Genomic DNA, 20020 nt, shown 5'->3' with positions numbered 1-20020 from the left:
AATGAAAATAAACACGCTCCCCCGGGGAGGCTTTGCTGAACGGCATATCGGCCCGGGAGAAATGGAAACGGCAGCCATGCTGGAAGCTATTGGCGTTTCCTCCCTTGACCGCTTAATCGAAGAAACCATTCCTGCCGCTATCCGCCTAAAAAAGCCGCTGGACCTTCCGCCGGCTCAAACGGAAGATGAATACCTTCGCCGCACCGCGCAGATTGCTTCACGGAATAAAGTTTTCAAATCCTATATCGGGCAGGGATACTATGATACGATTGTTCCCGGGGTCATCCGGAGAAATATACTGGAGAACCCGGGATGGTATACCCAGTATACGCCTTACCAGGCAGAAATTGCGCAGGGGCGGCTGGAAGCATTGCTGAATTTCCAGACCATGGTGACGGACCTCACGGGGATGGAAATTGCCAATGCTTCCCTGCTGGACGAGAGTACGGCGGCCGCCGAAGCAATGGCGATGCAATTTGCATTGCGTACCAATAAAGAGGCCAACGCTTATTTTGTTTCGGACGATATTTTCCCGCAAACCCTGGACGTGCTTAAAACCCGCGCTGCTTCCCTGGGTGTTACCCTGTTGCAAGGGGATCACCGGTCGGCGGAACTCCATGGCCGAATGTTCGGAGCGGTTGTTCAATACCCGGCGGGAAACGGCGAAGTACATGACTATTCCGATTTTTCAGCGCGCTGTCATGAAGAGGGCATCAAACTGAGCGTGATAGCGGATTTAATGAGCCTCGCTGTGCTTCGTCCGCCTTCGGAATTTGGAGCGGACGTGGTGGTGGGAAGTACGCAGCGTTTCGGAGTACCGATGAATTTCGGAGGGCCGCATGCGGCATATTTCGCTACCCGGGAAGCTTATAAGCGCGCTATTCCGGGCCGTATTATTGGCGTGTCCGTGGACGCGGAAGGCAAGCCTGCCATGCGCATGGCCCTTCAAACCAGGGAACAGCACATCAGGAGGGAGAAAGCAACTTCCAATATTTGTACGGCTCAGGCCTTGCTGGCGATCATGGCAGGCATGTATGCTGTTTACCACGGGCCGGATGGCATTAAGGCCATCGCCCTAAGGATCCACGGCCTGGCGGCGGCCCTGTCGGAAGCGCTCGAAAGGCTAGGCTACCGGCAGCTCAATCCTTCGTTTTTTGACACCTTATGCATTGATGCAGGCCAGCTGAAGGAGAGTATCCATAAGGATGCGGTAGACAATGAACTGAACTTTCGCTATTTTGATAATTCCCTGGTAAGCATTTCACTTGATGAAACAACTACGAGGGAAGACCTGGAGCTGATCATTGCCATTTTTGCGCGTGTAGCCGGACGCCGGGCGGAAGAGGCGGTTCCCGCCGCGGAAGTGGAGGCGCGAATCCCCGCTTCCCTGCAGCGTGCGGGAAAACTCCTGGAACACCCGGTCTTCAGCAGGCATCATTCTGAACATGAGATGCTGCGCTATATAAAAAGCCTGGAGAATAAGGACCTTTCGCTGACCCACTCAATGATCCCCCTGGGCTCATGCACCATGAAGCTGAATGCCACCACGGAAATGCTTCCGGTTACCTGGCCTGAATTCTGTAATATTCATCCCTTTGCGCCTACCGACCAGGTGGGCGGTTATATGCAATTGATTGGTGAACTGGACAAAGCCTTATGTGAGATCACGGGCTTTGCGGCCTTCAGCTTTCAGCCCAACTCAGGGGCGCAGGGGGAGTATGCGGGGTTAATGGTGATCCGCGAATACCATCGCGACCGGGGAGAAGCCGGCCGGGACGTCGTGCTGATTCCTTCGTCCGCGCATGGAACCAATCCTGCCAGCGCGACCATTGCCGGATTGAAGGTGGTGGTGGTCCGTTGCGATGAGAACGGCAATATTGACGTCCCTGACCTGAAGGAAAAGGCGGCTGCACACAGCGACAGCCTCGCCGCCCTGATGGTTACCTATCCGTCTACCCACGGCGTTTTCGAAGAAAGAATTATCGAGATCTGTTCCGTCATACATGAGCATGGCGGCCAGGTTTATATGGATGGGGCGAATATGAACGCGCAGGTGGGGCTGACCAGCCCGGGCCTGATCGGCGCGGATGTGTGTCATCTTAACCTTCATAAGACCTTTTGCATCCCCCATGGGGGAGGAGGGCCGGGAATGGGCCCCATTGGCGTGGCCGAACACCTGGTACCTTATCTTCCCGGCCATCCTGCGCTACCTCCCGCCGGCGAAAAGGCCATTCATGCCGTGTCTGCCGCTCCCTGGGGCAGCGCCGGAATCCTGGTTATTTCCCATGCTTATATCCGGATGATGGGAGCCGGCGGCCTGACGGATGCCACCCGCTACGCGATCCTGAACGCGAACTACCTGAAAGCAAGGCTGGAAAAGCATTATCCTATTTTATATGCCGGCAGGAACGGCCGCGTGGGACATGAAATGATCCTGGACTGCCGGGCCTTCAAGGCTTCGGGTGTGGAAGTAAGCGATATAGCCAAACGCTTAATGGATTACGGCTTCCATGCGCCTACCGTTTCCTTCCCGGTAGCAGGTACATTAATGGTGGAACCCACTGAAAGTGAACCGCAGGAGGAATTGGACAGGTTTTGCGAAGCGATGATAGGCATCCGCGCGGAAATTGACGAGATCGCAGCAGAAGGTAATAAAACGGTCAACTTGCTGAAGATGGCGCCTCATACCGCAAACGTGATCGCTTCCGACCAGTGGGACCGGCCGTACGCAAGGCAAAAAGCAGCTTTCCCGCTTGATTGGGTTCGCGACAGGAAATTCTGGCCCTCGGTTTCCCGGATAAACGAAACTTACGGGGACAGGAACCTGATGTGTACCTGCCCGCCTCCGGACAGCTACAGCTAGCTCCGGGAAAAGCCGGACCCCCCGGCGCTGAGACCAGATTATTGAGGGCCTTCCCTTTCCAGCACAGCTTTGGCGGGCCACCGCCGCTTTTCGCACGCCGGCATCCGGATGCAAGGCCGGTGCGCAGCCTCAGGGTCAACCGGCCTGGTCGATAAGGAAGGCTTCTTTTTCGTGCCTTACCCGGCCGCTGGCAATGGTGTCGGAATGATAGAAAAGGCAGATCCAGCCTTCTTTTGCGGCTTTTAGCCCGTATTCCTGCCGTAATTGCATGGATTTCCGGCCATCAAAATCGTATTTGGCAATGAACTTTCGTTGAAGCTGTTCCGGTTCCGGTAGGACGTCACCGCCAAAAAAATAAGTAACGCCGGTAAGGTCCAGCAGGAATACCTGGTGGAACTCCGAATGCCCGCCGGTCAGTTCATAATGTATGCCGTTTCCGATGGTTCCGCTACCTTCCAGCAGCACCATGTTTCCGGAGCGCTGCATGGCTTCCAGCATGGGCTTGTAATAGGAACGGGAAGGCTTCAGCAGGGCATGTTCAAATTCTTCCCGCTGCACATAATATTCAGCCTGCGGAAAGCTGGGTTCGTACCGGCCGTAGCGGTCCTGCACCATTCCCCCTGAATGATCAAAATGCAAATGGCTCATCAGCACCTTATTTACATCACCCGGCTGGTAACCCAGGTCGCGGATATTCCGGTGGAGGATCAGCTCGCCTTGCGGATTGGTAAAACCGAGTCCGGCATCCAGCAGCAGCAGATCTTTTCCTGTATCAACAAGGAATGGCTGCACATTTATAAACAGGGAGCCGGGCCGGTCACTATGCGAATGGAGGGCCGGATCAAAGGGAATGAATTTTTTACTCTGGTCAACCGAATAGGTGCCTTCATACAGTGGAAATGCTTTCAATACGTTCTTATTTCGACTTTTTATTCTTCGGTTCCTTTGCCTTTTTTTCCTCCGGCGCAGCTTCCTGTGCGCTTTGTTGTTTTTTATGCGGCCGGCTTACGCCGTAACTACCAAGGATGATCTTCCCTCTTTTGCTTTTTTTATCTCCTTTTCCCATAAAATTGTGATTTGCCACTAATATACGAAATGCCGTTTACATTGCAGGTGGGCTGCCGCAGGTAGACGCGGTCAGTTTCAGTTTGAAAATCCTGCTAAAATGATATTTTTGCGCTAAAACTTTCCGGATGCAATATAAACTTCTTCTTTTCTTCGCCTGTCTCACGATATACGGCTGCACTTCCGCGCAGCAGGAAACTACCGGCCCTGACCCGGCCCGGATTGCGGAGCATATAAATTTTCTGGCTTCCGATGAAATGAAAGGCCGGGGCACCGGCTCGGAGGGAACCCGTCGTGCGGCAGCCTACATTGCCGGGCGGTTCGGAGACTACGGTCTTGCACCTAAAGGAACGGAAGGCTATTTTCAGCCTTTTACCGCAAAGGTGACGCGAGTAAAGGTGGACGATAGCCTGCGAACTGCCCGGAACGTAATCGGTTTTTTGGATAACGGAGCGGAATATACCATCATTATAGGAGCGCATTACGATCACCTGGGAGAAGGCAGGCAGGGGAGTTCCAAGGACCCGCATCCTGAAGGGAAGATCCATAACGGAGCTGATGATAATGCCTCGGGCGTTGCCGGCCTGCTTGAAATGGCCCATTATTTTTCGTCCGGAAAACTAAAAGAGCCGTATAACTTCCTCTTTATTGCCTTTTCAGCGGAAGAACTGGGCCTGCTGGGATCAAAATATTTTACAGGCCATCCCACGATTCCCCTCTCTTCCGTTAACTTTATGCTGAATATGGATATGATCGGGAGGTATAACCCTGAACGGGGCGTAGGCATCGGCGGATACGGGACCAGTCCTTCCTGGCCGGAAATTTTTGAAGGCGCGGAAGGGAAGGTGAAATTTTTTACCGATCCTGCCGGAAGCGGCGGGTCCGATCATGGTTCCTTTTACGCAAAGGATCTGCCGGTGCTTTTTTTACATACCGGGGGGCATGAAGATTACCATATGCCAGGAGATGATACGGAAAAAGTAGATGTAAAATCCGAAGCAGCAATTTTAGAAATTGGTATCCGGCTCATTGAAAACGCGATGGAATTACCTAAACTGGAATTTATAAAGCCCTGAGAGGATTTACCATCCTCCGCTGGCGCCGCCGCCTCCGAAACTGCCTCCGCCGAAGCCTCCGAACCCGCCGCCTCCAAATCCGCCTCCTCCGCCGAAGCTGCCGCCGCCGCCGTGAAAATCGCCCCAGTAACCCCTGTGGTGTCTTCCGCCAAGCATTCCGCCCAGAAATCCGCCGAAAATGACCGGTGGAACACCGCTGCGTCCTGATCCGATATGCTGGGCGCGTTTTTTCCGGCCGCTGAAAAGCAAGAGAATGGCCACCACGAAAATAGCCAGAAATATAAAGCCGCCTACTTTGCCGCCCTTCTCTTTATTTGCCAGGGCTTGTTTTATATCCGCCGGGAATTCTCCAACGGCCAGCTGCATTAACTTGTTCGTGGCCTGGTTTACGCCTTCATAGTATTGCTGCTGCCGGTAATGAGGAGCCAGGTCCTGTTCTATAATCAGCCTGGAAATAGCATCGGTAATTACCGGTTCCAGTCCATAGCCAACCTGGATCGCGACCTTACGGTCATCGACGGCAGTAAGAATAAGAACGCCGTTACGCTTATCTGCCTGGCCAATGCCCCATTTCTCTGCAAGCTGAGCCCCGTACTGGGCAATATCATAACCTCCTACCGTGCGAATGAACACGACAGCGATCTGTGTGGAAGTACTGTCGTCAAAAGCCACCAGCTTTTGTTCCAGGCGAGCCGCTTCATCTGCCTGCAACACGCCGGCGAAGTCGTTGACAAGTTTGGGCGGAGTGGAAGGTTCCGGAAAATCCTGCGCGGAAACCAGTATGGATGAAGCGGTCAGTCCGCAAAAAGTAAGAACGAAATTAAAAAGGATCCTTTTCATTGGTTGTTGTTCTCGGAAGTACCGTCGCCCAGCACGATATCGTCCGGTAATTCGTTGCGGTCTGTTGTAGTGCCGGGGAAATGCTCGGCCAGGGCAAGACCTGCTTTTTCAATGCCGGCAATAAGGCCTTCGGTCAGTTCCCCCCGCTTAAAATAAGGAATCATGGTATCCCGGGTTTCGTCCCAGAATTCATTCCCTACTATTGCATTGATGCCGGCATCGCCAATAATGGCGAACTGGTGATCGGCAATGGCAATATAAATAAGCACGCCGTTCCTGGCGGCTGTTTTTTGCATATTCAGCTGGTCAAAGTACCAGGCTGCCCGGTCAAGTATTTCTTCGGGGCAATGCTTTTCAGCGCAAACTCTTATTTCGCCCGAAGTCTTTTTTTCTGCTTCCTGGATAGCGGCTTTGATCCGCTCCTGGTTTTCCTTTTCAAATAAGGGCATATCGTTAAAATTCTACCTGCGGGGGATTTTCTGCTCCTGCGTCCGCCTGGAAATAACCTCTTTCCTGAAACCCGAACATGCCGGCAAATAATACGTTGGGAAAAGTTTTAATGGTCGTATTGTACTGGCGGGTAACTTCGTTGAATTTGTTTCGTTCCACACTGATGCGGTTTTCGGTCCCTTCCAGCTGCGATTGAAGCGCCAGGAAGTTTTGGTTCGCTTTCAGGTCAGGATATTTTTCAACCACGACCATCAAACGGCTCAGCGCAGAACTCAGTTCTCCCTGAGCCTGCTGAAACTGCTGCATCGTCTCCGGCGTTAAGTTGGAAGCATCCAGGTTAACAGAAGTCGCCTTTGAACGTGCTTCAATTACCTGGGTAAGCGTTTCCTGTTCAAAATCCGCATATCCTTTTACCGTGGCCACCAGGTTAGGGATCAGGTCGGCCCGGCGCTGGTAAACATTTTCCACCTGGGCCCACTGGGCCTCTGTTTGCTGTTCCAGGGTGACCATATTGTTATAAGTGCTTTTCCCGCAGCCGTATAGGACAAGTCCAAGGACAACCACAACGATCAGCGCAATAATTCCTTTTTTCATATTCGTTTTTTTCGGTTCGATAGCTAAACTACGAAAATCCGCGTATTGTTTTCCAAAAGATGAATAAACATATTTTCCCAGCCCATGTTAAAGGTAGTAATGAGCGATGCATCAAAAATTAAAACCCTGGTACTTGGGGCTACGGCTAATCCCGGGAGGTACGCTTTTCTCGCCGTCAGCCGGCTCCTTGCACACGGGCATCCCGTTGTGGCAGTAGGCAGGAGGGCCGGGGAGGCAGCAGGTGTTCCCATTCTGAATGCATTCCCGTCGGATAAAGATATTCATACGGTGACGATGTACCTGAACGCCGCCAACCAAAAGATGTATCATGATCAGATTTTGGCTGCTAAGCCGAAAAGGATCATTTTTAATCCGGGCGCCGAAAACCCGGTTCTTAAAAACCTCGCCCTGTCAATGGGCATTGCCGTGGAAGAAGGCTGCACGCTGGTGATGCTGTCCACCGGTAGTTATTAAATAAACAGTGGGCCGCTTTTGCTCTGCCTGGGTTAAGGGAGGTTTTTAACAGATTCCGCTAAGCCGGATTGAAGTCGCCGGAAGAAAGAACCGTGGTTTAAAGCAATGGATTTATGTTGTCGATCCTAAGAATGAGGCAACTATGAGTTTTATACGATAAAACAGGAAATATTTTATGCCGAAACCATTTAAGTTGATCGATTTTTTATTACCTTTGTAGCCCGCTTTTAGCGAACATTGCTTCGGGAGTTTTAGCGAAAAAGACGGGAAAATAAAATTTTAAAAAAAGCATTGGTAATCAGAAAAACTTTTCCTACCTTTGCAGCCCCGACGGGAAACCGGGAGGGAGTTTCCGCCAGACGGATGGTCCGGCGGATGAAAAAATGAAGAAGACGAACAGGCAGCGCTGCGGAAGCGGTCCCTTTTAAAAGGGGAAGCGGAAAGCGGGAAAGCTGATAAAAAGTTCTTTGAAAGAATGATCTTAAGAAAAGGTAGCAGTTCTGAGCTATCGAGAAATCGATAGTGTGCTTACAAGGGAAGGGCTTCCGTACAGATATTAAGGGGCTGTCGCTTTCGGGCGACGGCCGCAGTCAGCTTCACTTCCGGGCGGTCGCAAGACGGAACGGGAGGGGAGATGTGACAAAAGAGCAAATACAACGGAGAGTTTGATCCTGGCTCAGGATGAACGCTAGCGGCAGGCTTAATACATGCAAGTCGAACGGTAGCAGGGCTTCGGCCCTGTGAGAGTGGCGCACGGGTGCGTAACGCGTATGCAACCTGCCTTCAGTTGGGGGATAGCCCGGGGAAACCCGGATTAATACCGCATAACACAGGGGCCCCGCATGGGGATATTTGTTAAAGATTTATCGACTGAAGATGGGCATGCGTCTGATTAGCTGGTTGGAGAGGTAACGGCTCACCAAGGCAACGATCAGTAGGGGATCTGAGAGGATGACCCCCCACACTGGTACTGAGATACGGACCAGACTCCTACGGGAGGCAGCAGTAAGGAATATTGGACAATGGGCGCAAGCCTGATCCAGCCATGCCGCGTGCAGGAAGACGGCCCTATGGGTTGTAAACTGCTTTTGTAAGGGAATAAACCCCCGGACGTGTCCGGGGTTGAAGGTACCTTACGAATAAGCATCGGCTAACTCCGTGCCAGCAGCCGCGGTAATACGGAGGATGCAAGCGTTATCCGGATTTATTGGGTTTAAAGGGTGCGTAGGCGGCCTGTTAAGTCAGAGGTGAAAGGTTGCGGCTTAACCGCAGAAATGCCTTTGATACTGGCGGGCTTGAATAAAGTTGAGGTAGGCGGAATGTGGCAAGTAGCGGTGAAATGCATAGAGATGCCACAGAACACCGATTGCGAAGGCAGCTTACTAAGCTTTGATTGACGCTGAGGCACGAAAGCGTGGGGATCAAACAGGATTAGATACCCTGGTAGTCCACGCAGTAAACGATGAGAACTAGCTGTTGGCGATAGAATGTCAGCGGCACAGCGAAAGCGTTAAGTTCTCCACCTGGGGAGTACGACCGCAAGGTTGAAACTCAAAGGAATTGACGGGGGCCCGCACAAGCGGAGGAGCATGTGGTTTAATTCGATGATACGCGAGGAACCTTACCTGGGCTTGAAAGTGAGTGACCGGCGCTGAAAGGCGCCCTCCCTTCGGGGCACAAAACTAGGTGCTGCATGGCTGTCGTCAGCTCGTGCCGTGAGGTGTTGGGTTAAGTCCCGCAACGAGCGCAACCCCTATCATCAGTTGCCAGCAGGTAAAGCTGGGGACTCTGGTGAGACTGCCTGCGCAAGCAGTGAGGAAGGAGGGGACGACGTCAAGTCATCATGGCCCTTACGTCCAGGGCTACACACGTGCTACAATGGTAGCTACAGAGGGCAGCGACCTTGCAAAAGGGAGCCAATCTCAAAAAGGCTATCACAGTTCGGATTGAGGTCTGCAACTCGACCTCATGAAGTTGGATTCGCTAGTAATCGCGTATCAGCAATGACGCGGTGAATACGTTCCCGGGCCTTGTACACACCGCCCGTCAAGCCATGGGAGCCGGGGGTACCTGAAGGCCGTTGCCGCAAGGAGCGGCTAAGGGTAAAACTGGTGACTGGGGCTAAGTCGTAACAAGGTAGCCGTACCGGAAGGTGCGGCTGGAATACCTCCTTTCTGGAGGGAAGCCCTCCCAAGCAAGCAGGAACTGCTGCCTTTCAAGATCATTTTAAAGAAACGAGACAGGAGAAACCTGTTAAATGTTGCCGCTACCCTTTTGGGGGGGCGGAAGCACATTCAACAGAGTCCCGTAGCTCAGTTGGTTAGAGCACTACACTGATAATGTAGGGGTCAGCAGTTCAAGTCTGCTCGGGACTACTTATCAGTTGCTTTGCAACAGTTCAAGGTTTCAGGGTTGCTGCGCAACCGATCAAGGTTTCAGGGTTGCCTTGGCAACCGTTCAAAGTTCAAAGATGAATCTTAAACATTGAACTTTAAACCTTAAACGTTGAACTAACTACGGGGAATTAGCTCAGCTGGCTAGAGCACCTGCCTTGCACGCAGGGGGTCAACGGTTCGAATCCGTTATTCTCCACGATTCAGGGTTTCCTTTATCAGGCCGGGGTGACGAGCCCCGCCAACAGAGAAGGAAACAAACTGAAGAAAAGTTCTTTGACATACTGGAAGAAGTTGTTAAAACAAGAGTACGACGATCATCGGCGTGCTGTCTGCAGGCGATGGGCCCTTACGGGGGTATTCATCCGGCACGACGGCGCGTACGAGCGAAAGAAACGCTCATCGTACGAGCAAAAGCGTACGATGAGAGTCCGCAGCTGCTATCCTTAGCGGCGGCGGACATAAAGAAAGTAAGGAAGGGCGCAGGGTGGATGCCTTGGCTCTCAGAGGCGATGAAGGACGTGATAAGCTGCGAAAAGCCGCGGGGATCGGCACATACGAATTGATCCGCGGATATCCGAATGGGGCAACCTATCTGGCTGAAGGCCAGATGTCTGCAGGCCTTGAGCCTGTGGAAGCAAACCTGCTGAACTGAAACATCTAAGTAGGCAGAGGAGGAGAAAACAATAGTGATTCCGTAAGTAGTGGCGAGCGAACGCGGATTAGCCCAAACCATGCGTGTTACGGCACGCACGGGGTTGTAGGACCTGCATAATTACTTCGGCATGAACCTGAAAGGTCTGGGAAGGCCTGCCATAGAGCGTGAGAGCCGTGTAAGGGTAAATAAAGAAGTAAGGCGGGTATCCTGAGTAGGACGGGGTAGGAGAAGCCCTGTTTGAACCGGCCGGCACCATCCGGTAAGGCTAAATACTCCTGAGAGACCGATAGTGAACCAGTACCGTGAGGGAAAGGTGAAAAGCACCCCGCACAGGGGAGTGAAATAGAACCTGAAACCCTGCGCTTACAAGCGGTCGGAGTCCCGCCGTTCTTCGGAACGGAAGGGGATGACGGCGTGCCTTTTGCATAATGAGCCTACGAGTTGATCTTCACTGGCAAGGTTAAGCCCCAGGAAGGGGCGCAGCCGAAGCGAAAGCGAGTCTGAACAGGGCGCATAGTCAGTGGAGTCAGACGCGAAACCTTGTGATCTACCCTTGAGCAGGATGAAGTGGCCGTAACAGGTCATGGAGGTCCGAACCAGTATGCGTTGAAAAGCATTTGGATGACTTGAGGGTAGGGGTGAAAGGCCAATCAAACTGGGAAATAGCTCGTACTCCCCGAAATGTTTTTAGGAACAGCGTGATGGTAAAATGACCCGGAGGTAGAGCTACTAATTGGATGCGGGGGAGTCACATCCTACCAAATCCAGCTAAACTCCGAATGCCGGGTACATGTACATTGCAGTGAGGCCTGGGGTGCTAAGGTCCCGGGCCGAGAGGGAAAGAACCCAGACCAACAGCTAAGGTCCCCAAATGTGCGCTAAGTTGAACTAACGAGGTCCGGTTGCAGAGACAGCTAGGATGTTGGCTTGGAAGCAGCCATTCATTTAAAGAGTGCGTAACAGCTCACTAGTCGAGCGACCGGGCATGGATAATAAACGGGCATCAAGCGCGCTACCGAAGCTTTGGTTTCAGAATTTATTCTGAAAGGTAGGGGAGCATTCCAATCGCAGTGAAGGTATTCCGTAAGGGATGCTGGAGGGATTGGAAAAGCAAATGTAGGCATAAGTAACGATAAGGCGGGTGAGAAACCCGCCCACCGAAAGGATAAGGTTTCCTGATCAACGCTAATCGGATCAGGGTTAGTCGGGACCTAAGGAGTCCCCCGCGCCTAGCGGGGCCATCCGATGGAAAATCGGTTAATATTCCGATACGATCAATGGGTGCGACGAGGCGACGCAGGAGTGACACCGCCGCCGGCTGACGGAATAGCCGGTTAAAGGGAGGTAGGTATAGGCCGGGGAGGCAAATCCCCCTGGTTTGCCGAGACCTGATAGTACCACAAAGCTTCGGCTGCGTGGATAGTGCGGGTAATCAGACTGCCGAGAAAACCCTCTAAGCATCAGCCCATTGATCCTCGTACCGCAAACCGACACAGGTATCCGGGGAGAGAATCCTAAGGTGCTCGAGTGAGTCGTGGCTAAGGAACTCGGCAAAATGGCCCTGTAACTTCGGGAGAAGGGGCCCCCCGTAGCAATACGGGGGCGCAGTGAAACGGCCCAGGCGACTGTTTAGCAAAAACACATGGCTGTGCCAAATCGTAAGATGAGGTATACGGCCTGACACCTGCCCGGTGCCGGAAGGTTAAGAGGGGATGTTAGTCCAGTAATGGGCGAAGCATTGAATCGAAGCCCCGGTAAACGGCGGCCGTAACTATAACGGTCCTAAGGTAGCGAAATTCCTTGTCGGGTAAGTTCCGACCTGCACGAATGGTGTAACGATCTGGGCACTGTCTCAGCCACGAGCTCGGTGAAATTGAAGTAACGGTGAAGATGCCGTTTACCCGCAACGGGACGGAAAGACCCCATGAACCTTCACTACAACTTCGCATTGATATCGGCTACAGGATGTGTAGGATAGGTGGGAGACTATGAAGCGGGGTCGCAAGGCTCTGTGGAGTCACCCTTGAAATACCACCCTTTCTGTAGCTGGTGTCTAACCCGTTATACGGGGAGAGTGCGTGGTGGGTAGTTTGACTGGGGTGGTCGCCTCCAAAAAAGTAACGGAGGCTTTCAAAGGTTCCCTCAGCACGCTTGGTAACCGTGCGTGGAGTGCAATAGCAAAAGGGAGCTTGACTGTGAGACCGACAAGTCGAACAGGGTCGAAAGACGGATATAGTGATCCGGTGGTTCTGTATGGAAGGGCCATCGCTCAAAGGATAAAAGGTACTCTGGGGATAACAGGCTGATCTCCCCCAAGAGCTCATATCGACGGGGAGGTTTGGCACCTCGATGTCGGCTCGTCACATCCTGGGGCTGGAGAAGGTCCCAAGGGTTGGGCTGTTCGCCCATTAAAGTGGCACGCGAGCTGGGTTCAGAACGTCGCGAGACAGTTCGGTCCCTATCTGTTGTGGGCGTAGGAAGCTTGAGTGGAGCTGACCTTAGTACGAGAGGACCGGGTTGGACTGGCCGCTGGTGTACCAGTTGTTCTGCCAAGGGCACGGCTGGGTAGCTACGCCGGGAAGAGATAAGCGCTGAAAGCATCTAAGTGCGAAACTCGCCACAAGATGAGGCTTCCCTTGAGGGACGTCGAAGACGACGACGTAGATAGGCTGCAGGTCTACAGGTGGTAACATCAAAGCCGAGCAGTACTAATTACCCGATGGCTTTCTTTAAGAAGGAAGACCGACGCCAGGGAATGATGGTCGCACACTGAGTTGAACAACTTCTTCCGGTACATGTCAAGATATTTGAACAGTTTATAGTTCAGCGTTGAAAGTTTATAGTTGGTGCCTGGCAGGCGCTGGGCACTAAAAACTGGAAACTACCAACTACAAACTAAAAAAATTCAGGTGCCTACAGCGGCGGTGTCCACCTCTTCCCATCCCGAACAGAGAAGTTAAGCCCGCCTGCGCCGATGGTACTGCGGTAACACGTGGGAGAGTAGGTCGGTGCCGGATATTATTGAAGAAAGGCTGTTGCTGCAAAGGCAACAGCCTTTTCTTGTTTATAGCGCCCTATAGCCCGCCGCTGCCAGGGCGGGGCCGGGCACCAGCCATTGCCACGGGCCGCCACCATCCCACTGCCGCCGAACCCCGGCCTACTAATCAGCCAATCAACCGGCCAACCCCTGGCCTGCTAACCCGACCATCCCAACGGCCCATTGCCAACGGCCTACCCCCCGCCGGCGCCGCTCACCGGCCAACCCCTGGCCTGCTAACCCGACCAACCCAACGGCCCATTGCCAACGGCCTACCGCCGCCGGCGATGCGCAGTCGCTGCGATCCGGCCCGCGCATTTTTTTAGTTAACTATTTTAAGATAACTAAATTGAAAAGTATTTCACTAACTTCGCAAACGCGGAGGCGCCGGTTTGTTTGAGCCTGGTATTAAATTACTTGTAGTTTTTTTTCTATAAAGAGCCGGTGAAAATGTTTTTTGTCATAGTTTTTGCTTGTTATTCGGCGATTAAGTGAGATGGGCGAGTTGGAGATTGCTATTTTTAAGTAAATATAACGACTTTGCTAAAGAAATTACGTACCACTCCCAGGTGGATCATCTTTGTAATAGATGTATCCCTTTGTGCAGCTTCTGTACTGCTTTCTTTTCTGCTGAGATTTAACTTTAACCTTACGGATATCCGGCCGGAGTGGTTTTCCAGCGCTATTCAGGTAATTCTGCCGGTCAACATTGTTCTCTTCCTGTTGTTTCGCACCTACGCAGGCATCGTGAGATATACCGGGATCCAGGACGCTATCCGGATACTGCGAGTAACGACCCTTGCCACGATCCTTCTGTTTGTCGCCAACGGCATTTATGCCTATAACAAACTGGATGGGAACCTGATACCGTATTCTATCATTGTTATACACTTTCTCTGCAGCTCCCTTTTACTGATTTCTTACCGGACCTTGATCAAGCAGGTGTTTGATTACTTTCAGCATCAAAATATTACCAAACGTAAAGCACTCATTTTCGGCGCAGGCCGATCCGGTTTGATTTCAAAACGGGTGATCAATAATGACGACCGCCTGGGTTTAAAAGTAGTGGGATTTCTGGACGATGATCCGGTAAAGGCGCAAAAGAAAATGGACGGCCTGCCCATTTTAAGTACCCGTTTTGACCGCCTGGAGCGCATTATCGAAAAACATAAGATTGAACAGATCATTATCTCCTCTCAAAAAATAAGTCCCGAACGTAAGGTGGAATTTGTGGATTGGTGCCTTTCGCATAATCTGAAGGTGCTGGTCGTGCCTCCTCCTGAACAATGGATAAACGGCCGGCTTAAAACAGCCCAGATTAGGGACGTAAAAATTGAGGAACTGCTTGAGCGTGAAGCCATTGTGATCCACAACGAGTCCATTGAAAATCAGCTAAAGGATCAGTGTTTGCTGGTAACGGGTGCCGCCGGGTCCATTGGAAGTGAGATAGTGCGTCAGGTGGCAAGATATAAACCCAAAAGGATCGTCCTTTGTGATCAGGCTGAAACGCCGCTGAATTCGCTGGAGCTTGAGTTAAGGGAGGAATTCCGCCAGGTGAATTTTGAATCTTTTGTTGCGGACGTCCGGGACAAGAACAGGTTGACCTGTCTTTTTGAGAAATTTCGACCCCAATTTGTTTATCACGCCGCGGCTTACAAGCATGTTCCATTATGGAACATCATCCTTCCGAGGCAATTCTTACCAATGTACTGGGTACCAAGAATGTAGCGGATCTTGCAGTACAATACGGCCTTGAGAAATTTGTAATGATCTCAACGGATAAGGCTGTGAACCCTACGAATGTCATGGGCGCCTCGAAGCGGATAGCGGAAATTTACATTCAGGGACTGAACAAATACGCGGGCGAGCATTCTTTTAACGCTGGCCTGAACAAAGAACTTAGTAACGGCATTGATAAGAAAGTGTTGATCGATCCCATCATTTCAACACGATTCATCACTACCAGGTTTGGGAATGTGCTGGGTTCCAATGGGTCGGTGATCCCCTTATTTAAGGCACAGCTGGAAAAGGCGGCCCTCTCACGGTCACCCATCCGGAAATTACGCGGTATTTTATGACCATCCCGGAAGCCTGTCAGCTGGTTTTGGAAGCTGGGTCCATGGGCAATGGCGGAGAGATCTTCGTTTTTGATATGGGGGACTCGGTAAAGATCGTTGATCTGGCGAAGAAAATGATCCGCCTGGCCGGGTTTACCCCTGACAAGGACATTAAAATTGAGTTTACCGGTCTTCGCCCGGAGAGAAACTCTATGAGGAATTACTGAATAACAAGGAAAACTCCCTGCCTACCTACAACGAAAAGATTATGATCGCTACGGTCAGGGAATACGATTTTGAAACGATTTCCAAGCAGATCGATTCGCTTATCGCCGCCGCCGCGAACCAGGGGCCGGAGAAGCAGTAGTGGCGAAGATGAAAAAAATCCTTCCGGAATTCATCAGCAATAATTCTGTTTACGAACAGCTGGATAAGGAATTTGATCTAATCCCCTGATTGCGGGCGCTTTCTTTTTTATATTCCTTCTGGTTTTTTAACTTTTATTTTCTACTTTTGAAGTGTCTTCTATTTGACATAATTAAACATATACTCTTTGATTGGCGAAGTATCTCTTATTTCGGCTGTAATATTGGCTATGGCTATTGCATGGTTTGCAATTCCTCCAATAATCAGGGTTGCGAGGATAAAGAAGCTCTATGACGAACCTATTGAGCTTAGGAAGATCCATAAAAGAAGAATACCCAGTTTAGGGGTATTGGCATCTTTACTTCATTCCTCATTACCTGTGGCCTTTTTATGTCTCCGCAGGCACCTTACGCCAATTACCTGCTTGCCAGCGGCGTGATCATATTTACGATCGGACTTAAGGACGATCTGGTGGGCATGGACCCGTACAAGAAGTTTGCAGCGCAGATACTGGCGGCATTTATTATCGCGTACCTGGCCGATATACGGATCACCAGTTTTTATGGAATGCTCGGCATATATGACATTTCAAAGGAATTAAGCTATGCCGTTTCTATACTTTTCATTGTATTACGACGAACGCTTTAACCTTATTGACGGGATTGACGGACTGGCAGGAAGTATCGGGATCATCGTTTGCAGTACCTTTGGAATTGTCTTCTACCAGATGGGGGATACGGGTTTCGCACTGATCGCGTTTGCGCTGATCGGCGCTATCCTTGGATTTATGCGTTTTAACGTTTCCCCCGCAAAGATCTTTATGGGCGATTCCGGTTCTTATACGATCGGATTCGTCATTGCCACCCTTGCTATCCTGTTCGTGAGTTGAATAAATATGACCTGACCGTTAATCCGCAACCCTTCGTGAAGTCGGTTCCGGCGGTGGCGCTGGGAGTACTTATTATCCCTATTTTGATACCATCCGGGTGTTTTTTATGCGGATTGTAAAGGGACGTCTCCTTTTATTGCAGACCGGAACCATTTGCATCACCGGGCTTATCGATATAGGCTTGTCGCATACGCAGGCTACTTTAGCGCTTTCAGGTGTTAACATCTTTTTGTATTGCTTGCGTTTCAGCTTCAGTATATAGGAACTCTTGAGCTGGTGATCATTGTATTGCTGCTTGCACAATCAATCAACGTAGCCTCTGGTTATACGATATACGGTAAGGAAAATCGCGAGAAAGACCCTGGATTGCCGGAAATAACGCCGTTCAGAAAAGCCGAATATGAAAATGCTGCGGAAAGGAAGACCTTTGTGGAAGAGTTATTGAATACTAAGGAAAAACTGAGCGTATGCGATTATTCTATTCCTGGCTTCCTGGCTCGTTCTGGCCACTTTCTCCCTGTCTGCCTTTTCTCAGCTACTCCCCTTATCACACGAACTTGAATCCGCTCACGGCCGGACGATCTATAGCCTGGGGAATAAGTTCCACAGTTCTTGCATTCCTATTTCAGGATGAAATAGATACGCTTGGGGGAAGCCGCGCTGATTCGCTTTCTCCCTTTTTAATAACAGGGAACGTTCCTCTACAGGAAGCTTTTTACCGAACACTGATCCAGATCGACAAGCCGGATTATTCACTTTATCTGGACTTCTTCCCGATTTCCAGATTGGGAGAGAGTTTTCCGGTGATAAGACAACCTGGCTGAATACCCGTGGGCTGTCCCTGCAGGGAAGGATAGGTGAGAAGTATATTCTATACGGATTTCTATGAGAACCAGGCTGCCCTTCCGGGCTACCTGGACGAATTTGCCCGAAGCATCAATTCTTCCCGGGCAAGCAAGCATAAACCTATAATGGGGGAAGGCATTTGACTGGGCCTACGCTCAGGGTTTTGTTTCCTATAGCCCGTCCTCGCATTTTAATTTCCAACTGGGCATAGTAAGCAATTCATAGGTGATGGCTATCGTTCCATGTGCTTTCGGATGTAGGTTTCAATTATCCTTCGCTGAAAGTCACCACATCGCTGGGCCCCCTCCGTTATATGATCATGTGGGCGCAGTTCCAGGACCTGCAGGCGCCGGAAGTTGCCTTCGAGCAAGGGCACCGGAAGAAATGGGGGTAATTCATTACCTGGACTGGAATATTTCCAATCGTGTGAGCCTGGGGCTTTTTGAATCAATCATGTGGGCAAAACGCTGATTCTACCGGAAGCGGGCTTTGACGTGAAATACCTGAATCCGATCATCTTTTTCCGGCCTGTTGAATATTCCGGGGGAATTCCCCTGATAATGCGCTGATTGGGATGAACATCAAGGTAGAGCCTTTTGACAAGGCGGCAATATACGGCCAGCTTTCCCCTTGACGAGTTCAAATTTAAAGAAGTATTCGGCGGCGACGGATGGTGGCGAATAAATACGGCATCCAGCTGGGTTTCAAGACCTTCGATCTCTTTCGCGTGAAGGACCTGAACTGGCTGCTGGAATTCAATACCGTAAGGCCTTATACGTATTCCCAGCGGGATCCGCTTATCAACTACGCGCATTATAACCAGCCGCTTGGGCATCCCAGGGAGCCAACTTCAGGGAATTGCTTTCCATTGCTTCTTTAGCATGGACCGGTGGCGTTTTCGGGGCCAGCTGGTGTATAGCCAATACGGACTGGATCCCGCCGATAGCCTTAATTATGGCAAGGATATTTATAAGTCGTACGAGACAAGGGTCAGTGATTACGGTAATCACACGGTTCAGGGGAAAAGACGAACCTGTATTATGGAAACCTGCAGGTAGCTTACCTGTTAAATCCCAAAAACAATCTGCGCCTGCAAACCGGGCTTACCGTCCGGCGGGAGTCAGGACAGAATCAAACCTGGTCAGCTTTGGCCTGAGCAGTTCGTTCCGGAATTTATATTACGATTTTAGCAAGCCTTTCCGCTAGCAGATGCTCAATCCCGTGGTTTTCTATGAGGTTACGCTCCTGTGCCGCCAGTTATTCTGCATTGCAACAGTTTCCTATATGTAATAATTCCCATATGCAGCAGTTTGTGGGAGCAGCAGTCTGTGGGAGCAGTTGCTTTCACGAAGTGGTCAGCTGGTTAGCAGTGCTTCAGGAAGCGATCAGCCGGTTGGAAGCGGAAAGAGCCTGAAAAGAGCGCTTCGCGGTTTTCGCGATACCGGCCGCGTCGTAGTGGCATTCTTCATACAGCTCAGCCTGCTCTCCGTGTTCTACTACTTTGTTCGGGAATTCCCAGGCGAACTACCTGTGCCTGGTAGTTATGATCAGCCATGAATTCAAGGATCGCGCTGCCCATGCCTCCCATAATACAGCCGTCTTCTACGGTGACGACCTTTTTAAATTCCTTAAAAACCTCATGCAGCAGCGTCTCGTCAAGCGGCTTGACAAAGCGCATATCGTAATGCGCCGGCCGGATACCTTCCTGTTCAAGCAGGCCGATAGCTTTCCGGCAAAGTTTCCTACGTGGCGATGGAAAGAATAGCCACCTCGTCTCCGTCTGAAATTTTTCGGCCTTTCCCGACTGCAATTTCCTTCAGCGGCTTCTGCCAATCCGCCATAACACCTTTACCACGGGGATAGCGGATAACGAAAGGTCCTTTGACCTGGTCCAGCTGCGCCGTATACATAAGGTTTCTTAATTCTTCTTCATTCATTGGAGCCGCTACGATCATGTTGGGAATGCAGCGCATATAGGCCAGGTCGTAGGCGCCGTGGTGGTGGCTCCGTCGGCTCCCGCTATGCCGGCCCGGTCCAGGCAGAATACTACCTTTAGGTTCTGAACAGCTACGTCATGGATCACCTGATCGTAGGCACGCTGCATGAACGTGGAATAGATATTACAAAAAGGCACCAGGCCCTGGTTGCAAGGCCAGCCGAAAAGGTAACTGCATGTTGCTCCGCAATACCTACGTCAAAGGCGCGGTCGGGAAATGCATTCATCATGATATTCATGGAACTGCCGCTAGGCATGGCAGGAGTAATGCCCATGATTTTCGGGTTCTGTTGAGCGAGTTCTACCAGGGTATGGCCAAAAACGTCCTGGTATTTAGGTGCCTGGGCTTTGGGGCAGCTGACTTTTTTATTTCGCCGGTAATCTTGTCGAAAAGCCCCGGCGCATGCCATTTGGTC

Annotated in this window: 16 protein-coding genes, 2 tRNA genes, 3 rRNA genes and 2 pseudogenes; 16 read left to right on the top strand and 7 right to left on the bottom strand. The window is 51.1% G+C overall.

From position 1 onward, the window contains the following. Position 1 precedes the first annotated feature (1 nt). The gene (gene gcvP / locus FRZ59_RS00095; RefSeq protein ID WP_132127879.1) at positions 2-2863 is read left to right on the top strand and encodes an aminomethyl-transferring glycine dehydrogenase; all 2862 of its coding nucleotides are present in this window, start codon (positions 2-4) and stop codon (positions 2861-2863) included. Positions 2864-2998: 135 nt separating this feature from the next. Here gcvP and FRZ59_RS00090 read toward each other — a convergent pair whose 3' ends face one another. Together FRZ59_RS00090 and FRZ59_RS00085 are read right to left on the bottom strand one after the other, a co-directional pair. Continuing rightward, positions 2999-3772: an MBL fold metallo-hydrolase gene (locus FRZ59_RS00090; RefSeq protein ID WP_132127880.1), complete on the bottom strand. Its 774-nt coding sequence runs from the start codon at positions 3770-3772 to the stop codon at positions 2999-3001. Between the two features lie 7 nt (positions 3773-3779). Further along, on the bottom strand, positions 3780-3929 hold the full coding sequence (locus FRZ59_RS00085) for a 30S ribosomal protein THX (RefSeq protein WP_132127881.1): 150 nt from the start codon (positions 3927-3929) through the stop codon (positions 3780-3782). A 127-nt stretch (positions 3930-4056) separates the two neighbouring features. Here FRZ59_RS00085 and FRZ59_RS00080 point away from each other — a divergent pair, with 127 nt between their 5' ends. Further along, complete coding sequence (locus FRZ59_RS00080) at positions 4057-5004, top strand: M20/M25/M40 family metallo-hydrolase (RefSeq protein ID WP_132127882.1); 948 nt, start codon at positions 4057-4059, stop codon at positions 5002-5004. Between the two features lie 6 nt (positions 5005-5010). On the opposite strand, the gene FRZ59_RS00075 is transcribed toward FRZ59_RS00080, so the two are convergent. Genes FRZ59_RS00075 through FRZ59_RS00065 form a run of 3 tightly spaced genes read right to left on the bottom strand, consistent with a single transcriptional unit; the run spans position 5011 to position 6888 of the window. Then, positions 5011-5844: a TPM domain-containing protein gene (locus FRZ59_RS00075; protein WP_132127883.1), complete on the bottom strand. Its 834-nt coding sequence runs from the start codon at positions 5842-5844 to the stop codon at positions 5011-5013. Next, positions 5841-6293 carry a TPM domain-containing protein gene (locus FRZ59_RS00070; protein ID WP_132127884.1) on the bottom strand — a complete coding sequence of 151 codons (453 nt, stop codon included), beginning with the start codon at positions 6291-6293 and terminating at the stop codon, positions 5841-5843. Before FRZ59_RS00070 ends, FRZ59_RS00075 begins: the two co-directional genes overlap by 4 nt. 4 nt (positions 6294-6297) lie before the next feature. Beyond that, the gene (locus FRZ59_RS00065; protein WP_132127885.1) at positions 6298-6888 is read right to left on the bottom strand and encodes a LemA family protein; all 591 of its coding nucleotides are present in this window, start codon (positions 6886-6888) and stop codon (positions 6298-6300) included. Between the two features lie 84 nt (positions 6889-6972). Here FRZ59_RS00065 and FRZ59_RS00060 point away from each other — a divergent pair, with 84 nt between their 5' ends. The 14 genes and pseudogenes from FRZ59_RS00060 to FRZ59_RS18420 all read left to right on the top strand — a co-directional run bounded on the left by FRZ59_RS00060 (position 6973) and on the right by FRZ59_RS18420 (position 18666). After that, entirely contained in the window at positions 6973-7362 is a 390-nt protein-coding gene (locus FRZ59_RS00060; protein ID WP_225975114.1) for a CoA-binding protein, read from the top strand. 653 nt (positions 7363-8015) lie between these two features. Next, positions 8016-9536, top strand: a 16S ribosomal RNA gene (locus tag FRZ59_RS00055). A gap of 127 nt (positions 9537-9663) precedes the next feature. After that, a tRNA-Ile gene (locus tag FRZ59_RS00050) sits at positions 9664-9737 on the top strand. 143 nt (positions 9738-9880) lie between these two features. Beyond that, a tRNA-Ala gene (locus FRZ59_RS00045) sits at positions 9881-9954 on the top strand. A 265-nt stretch (positions 9955-10219) separates the two neighbouring features. Continuing rightward, positions 10220-13145: ribosomal RNA gene (locus tag FRZ59_RS00040) — 23S ribosomal RNA — on the top strand. 173 nt (positions 13146-13318) lie between these two features. After that, a 5S ribosomal RNA gene (gene rrf, locus FRZ59_RS00035) occupies positions 13319-13430 on the top strand. The 16S, 23S and 5S rRNA genes sit together here with 2 tRNA genes alongside, the layout of an rRNA operon. Before the next feature lie 767 nt (positions 13431-14197). Next, positions 14198-15734 (top strand): annotated as a pseudogene (locus tag FRZ59_RS19845) (polysaccharide biosynthesis protein). Between the two features lie 529 nt (positions 15735-16263). Continuing rightward, positions 16264-16521 (top strand): MraY family glycosyltransferase, encoded by a 258-nt coding sequence (locus FRZ59_RS19305; RefSeq protein WP_147698192.1) that lies wholly within the window; start codon positions 16264-16266, stop codon positions 16519-16521. Beyond that, positions 16478-16762, top strand: coding sequence for an MraY family glycosyltransferase (locus FRZ59_RS19300; protein ID WP_147698191.1), 285 nt, complete (start codon positions 16478-16480; stop codon positions 16760-16762). The genes FRZ59_RS19305 and FRZ59_RS19300 overlap by 44 nt, the downstream gene beginning before the upstream one ends. 234 nt (positions 16763-16996) lie before the next feature. Beyond that, on the top strand, positions 16997-17323 hold the full coding sequence (locus tag FRZ59_RS00015) for a hypothetical protein (RefSeq protein WP_158640466.1): 327 nt from the start codon (positions 16997-16999) through the stop codon (positions 17321-17323). A gap of 296 nt (positions 17324-17619) precedes the next feature. Next, positions 17620-17751 (top strand): hypothetical protein, encoded by a 132-nt coding sequence (locus FRZ59_RS19295; protein ID WP_262713142.1) that lies wholly within the window; start codon positions 17620-17622, stop codon positions 17749-17751. Between the two features lie 101 nt (positions 17752-17852). Then, positions 17853-18002: a hypothetical protein gene (locus FRZ59_RS18425; RefSeq protein ID WP_158640464.1), complete on the top strand. Its 150-nt coding sequence runs from the start codon at positions 17853-17855 to the stop codon at positions 18000-18002. Positions 18003-18278: 276 nt separating this feature from the next. Then, positions 18279-18488, top strand: a complete 210-nt coding sequence (locus tag FRZ59_RS00010) for a hypothetical protein (RefSeq protein WP_147698189.1) — start codon at positions 18279-18281, stop codon at positions 18486-18488. A gap of 1 nt (position 18489) precedes the next feature. Beyond that, the gene (locus FRZ59_RS18420; protein WP_158640462.1) at positions 18490-18666 is read left to right on the top strand and encodes a hypothetical protein; all 177 of its coding nucleotides are present in this window, start codon (positions 18490-18492) and stop codon (positions 18664-18666) included. A 416-nt stretch (positions 18667-19082) separates the two neighbouring features. Here FRZ59_RS18420 and FRZ59_RS18645 read toward each other — a convergent pair whose 3' ends face one another. Then, positions 19083-19418, bottom strand: a complete 336-nt coding sequence (locus FRZ59_RS18645) for a transketolase C-terminal domain-containing protein (RefSeq protein WP_225975120.1) — start codon at positions 19416-19418, stop codon at positions 19083-19085. After that, positions 19351-20014: pseudogene (locus FRZ59_RS18640) on the bottom strand (hypothetical protein). Before FRZ59_RS18640 ends, FRZ59_RS18645 begins: the two are co-directional and overlap by 68 nt. Positions 20015-20020 lie beyond the last annotated feature (6 nt).

Source organism: Anseongella ginsenosidimutans (assembly GCF_008033235.1).
GTDB lineage: Bacteria > Bacteroidota > Bacteroidia > Sphingobacteriales > Sphingobacteriaceae > Anseongella > Anseongella ginsenosidimutans.
The sequence above is the reverse complement of the archived record's forward strand: the minus strand, read 5'-3'. Positions and strand labels throughout refer to the sequence as shown.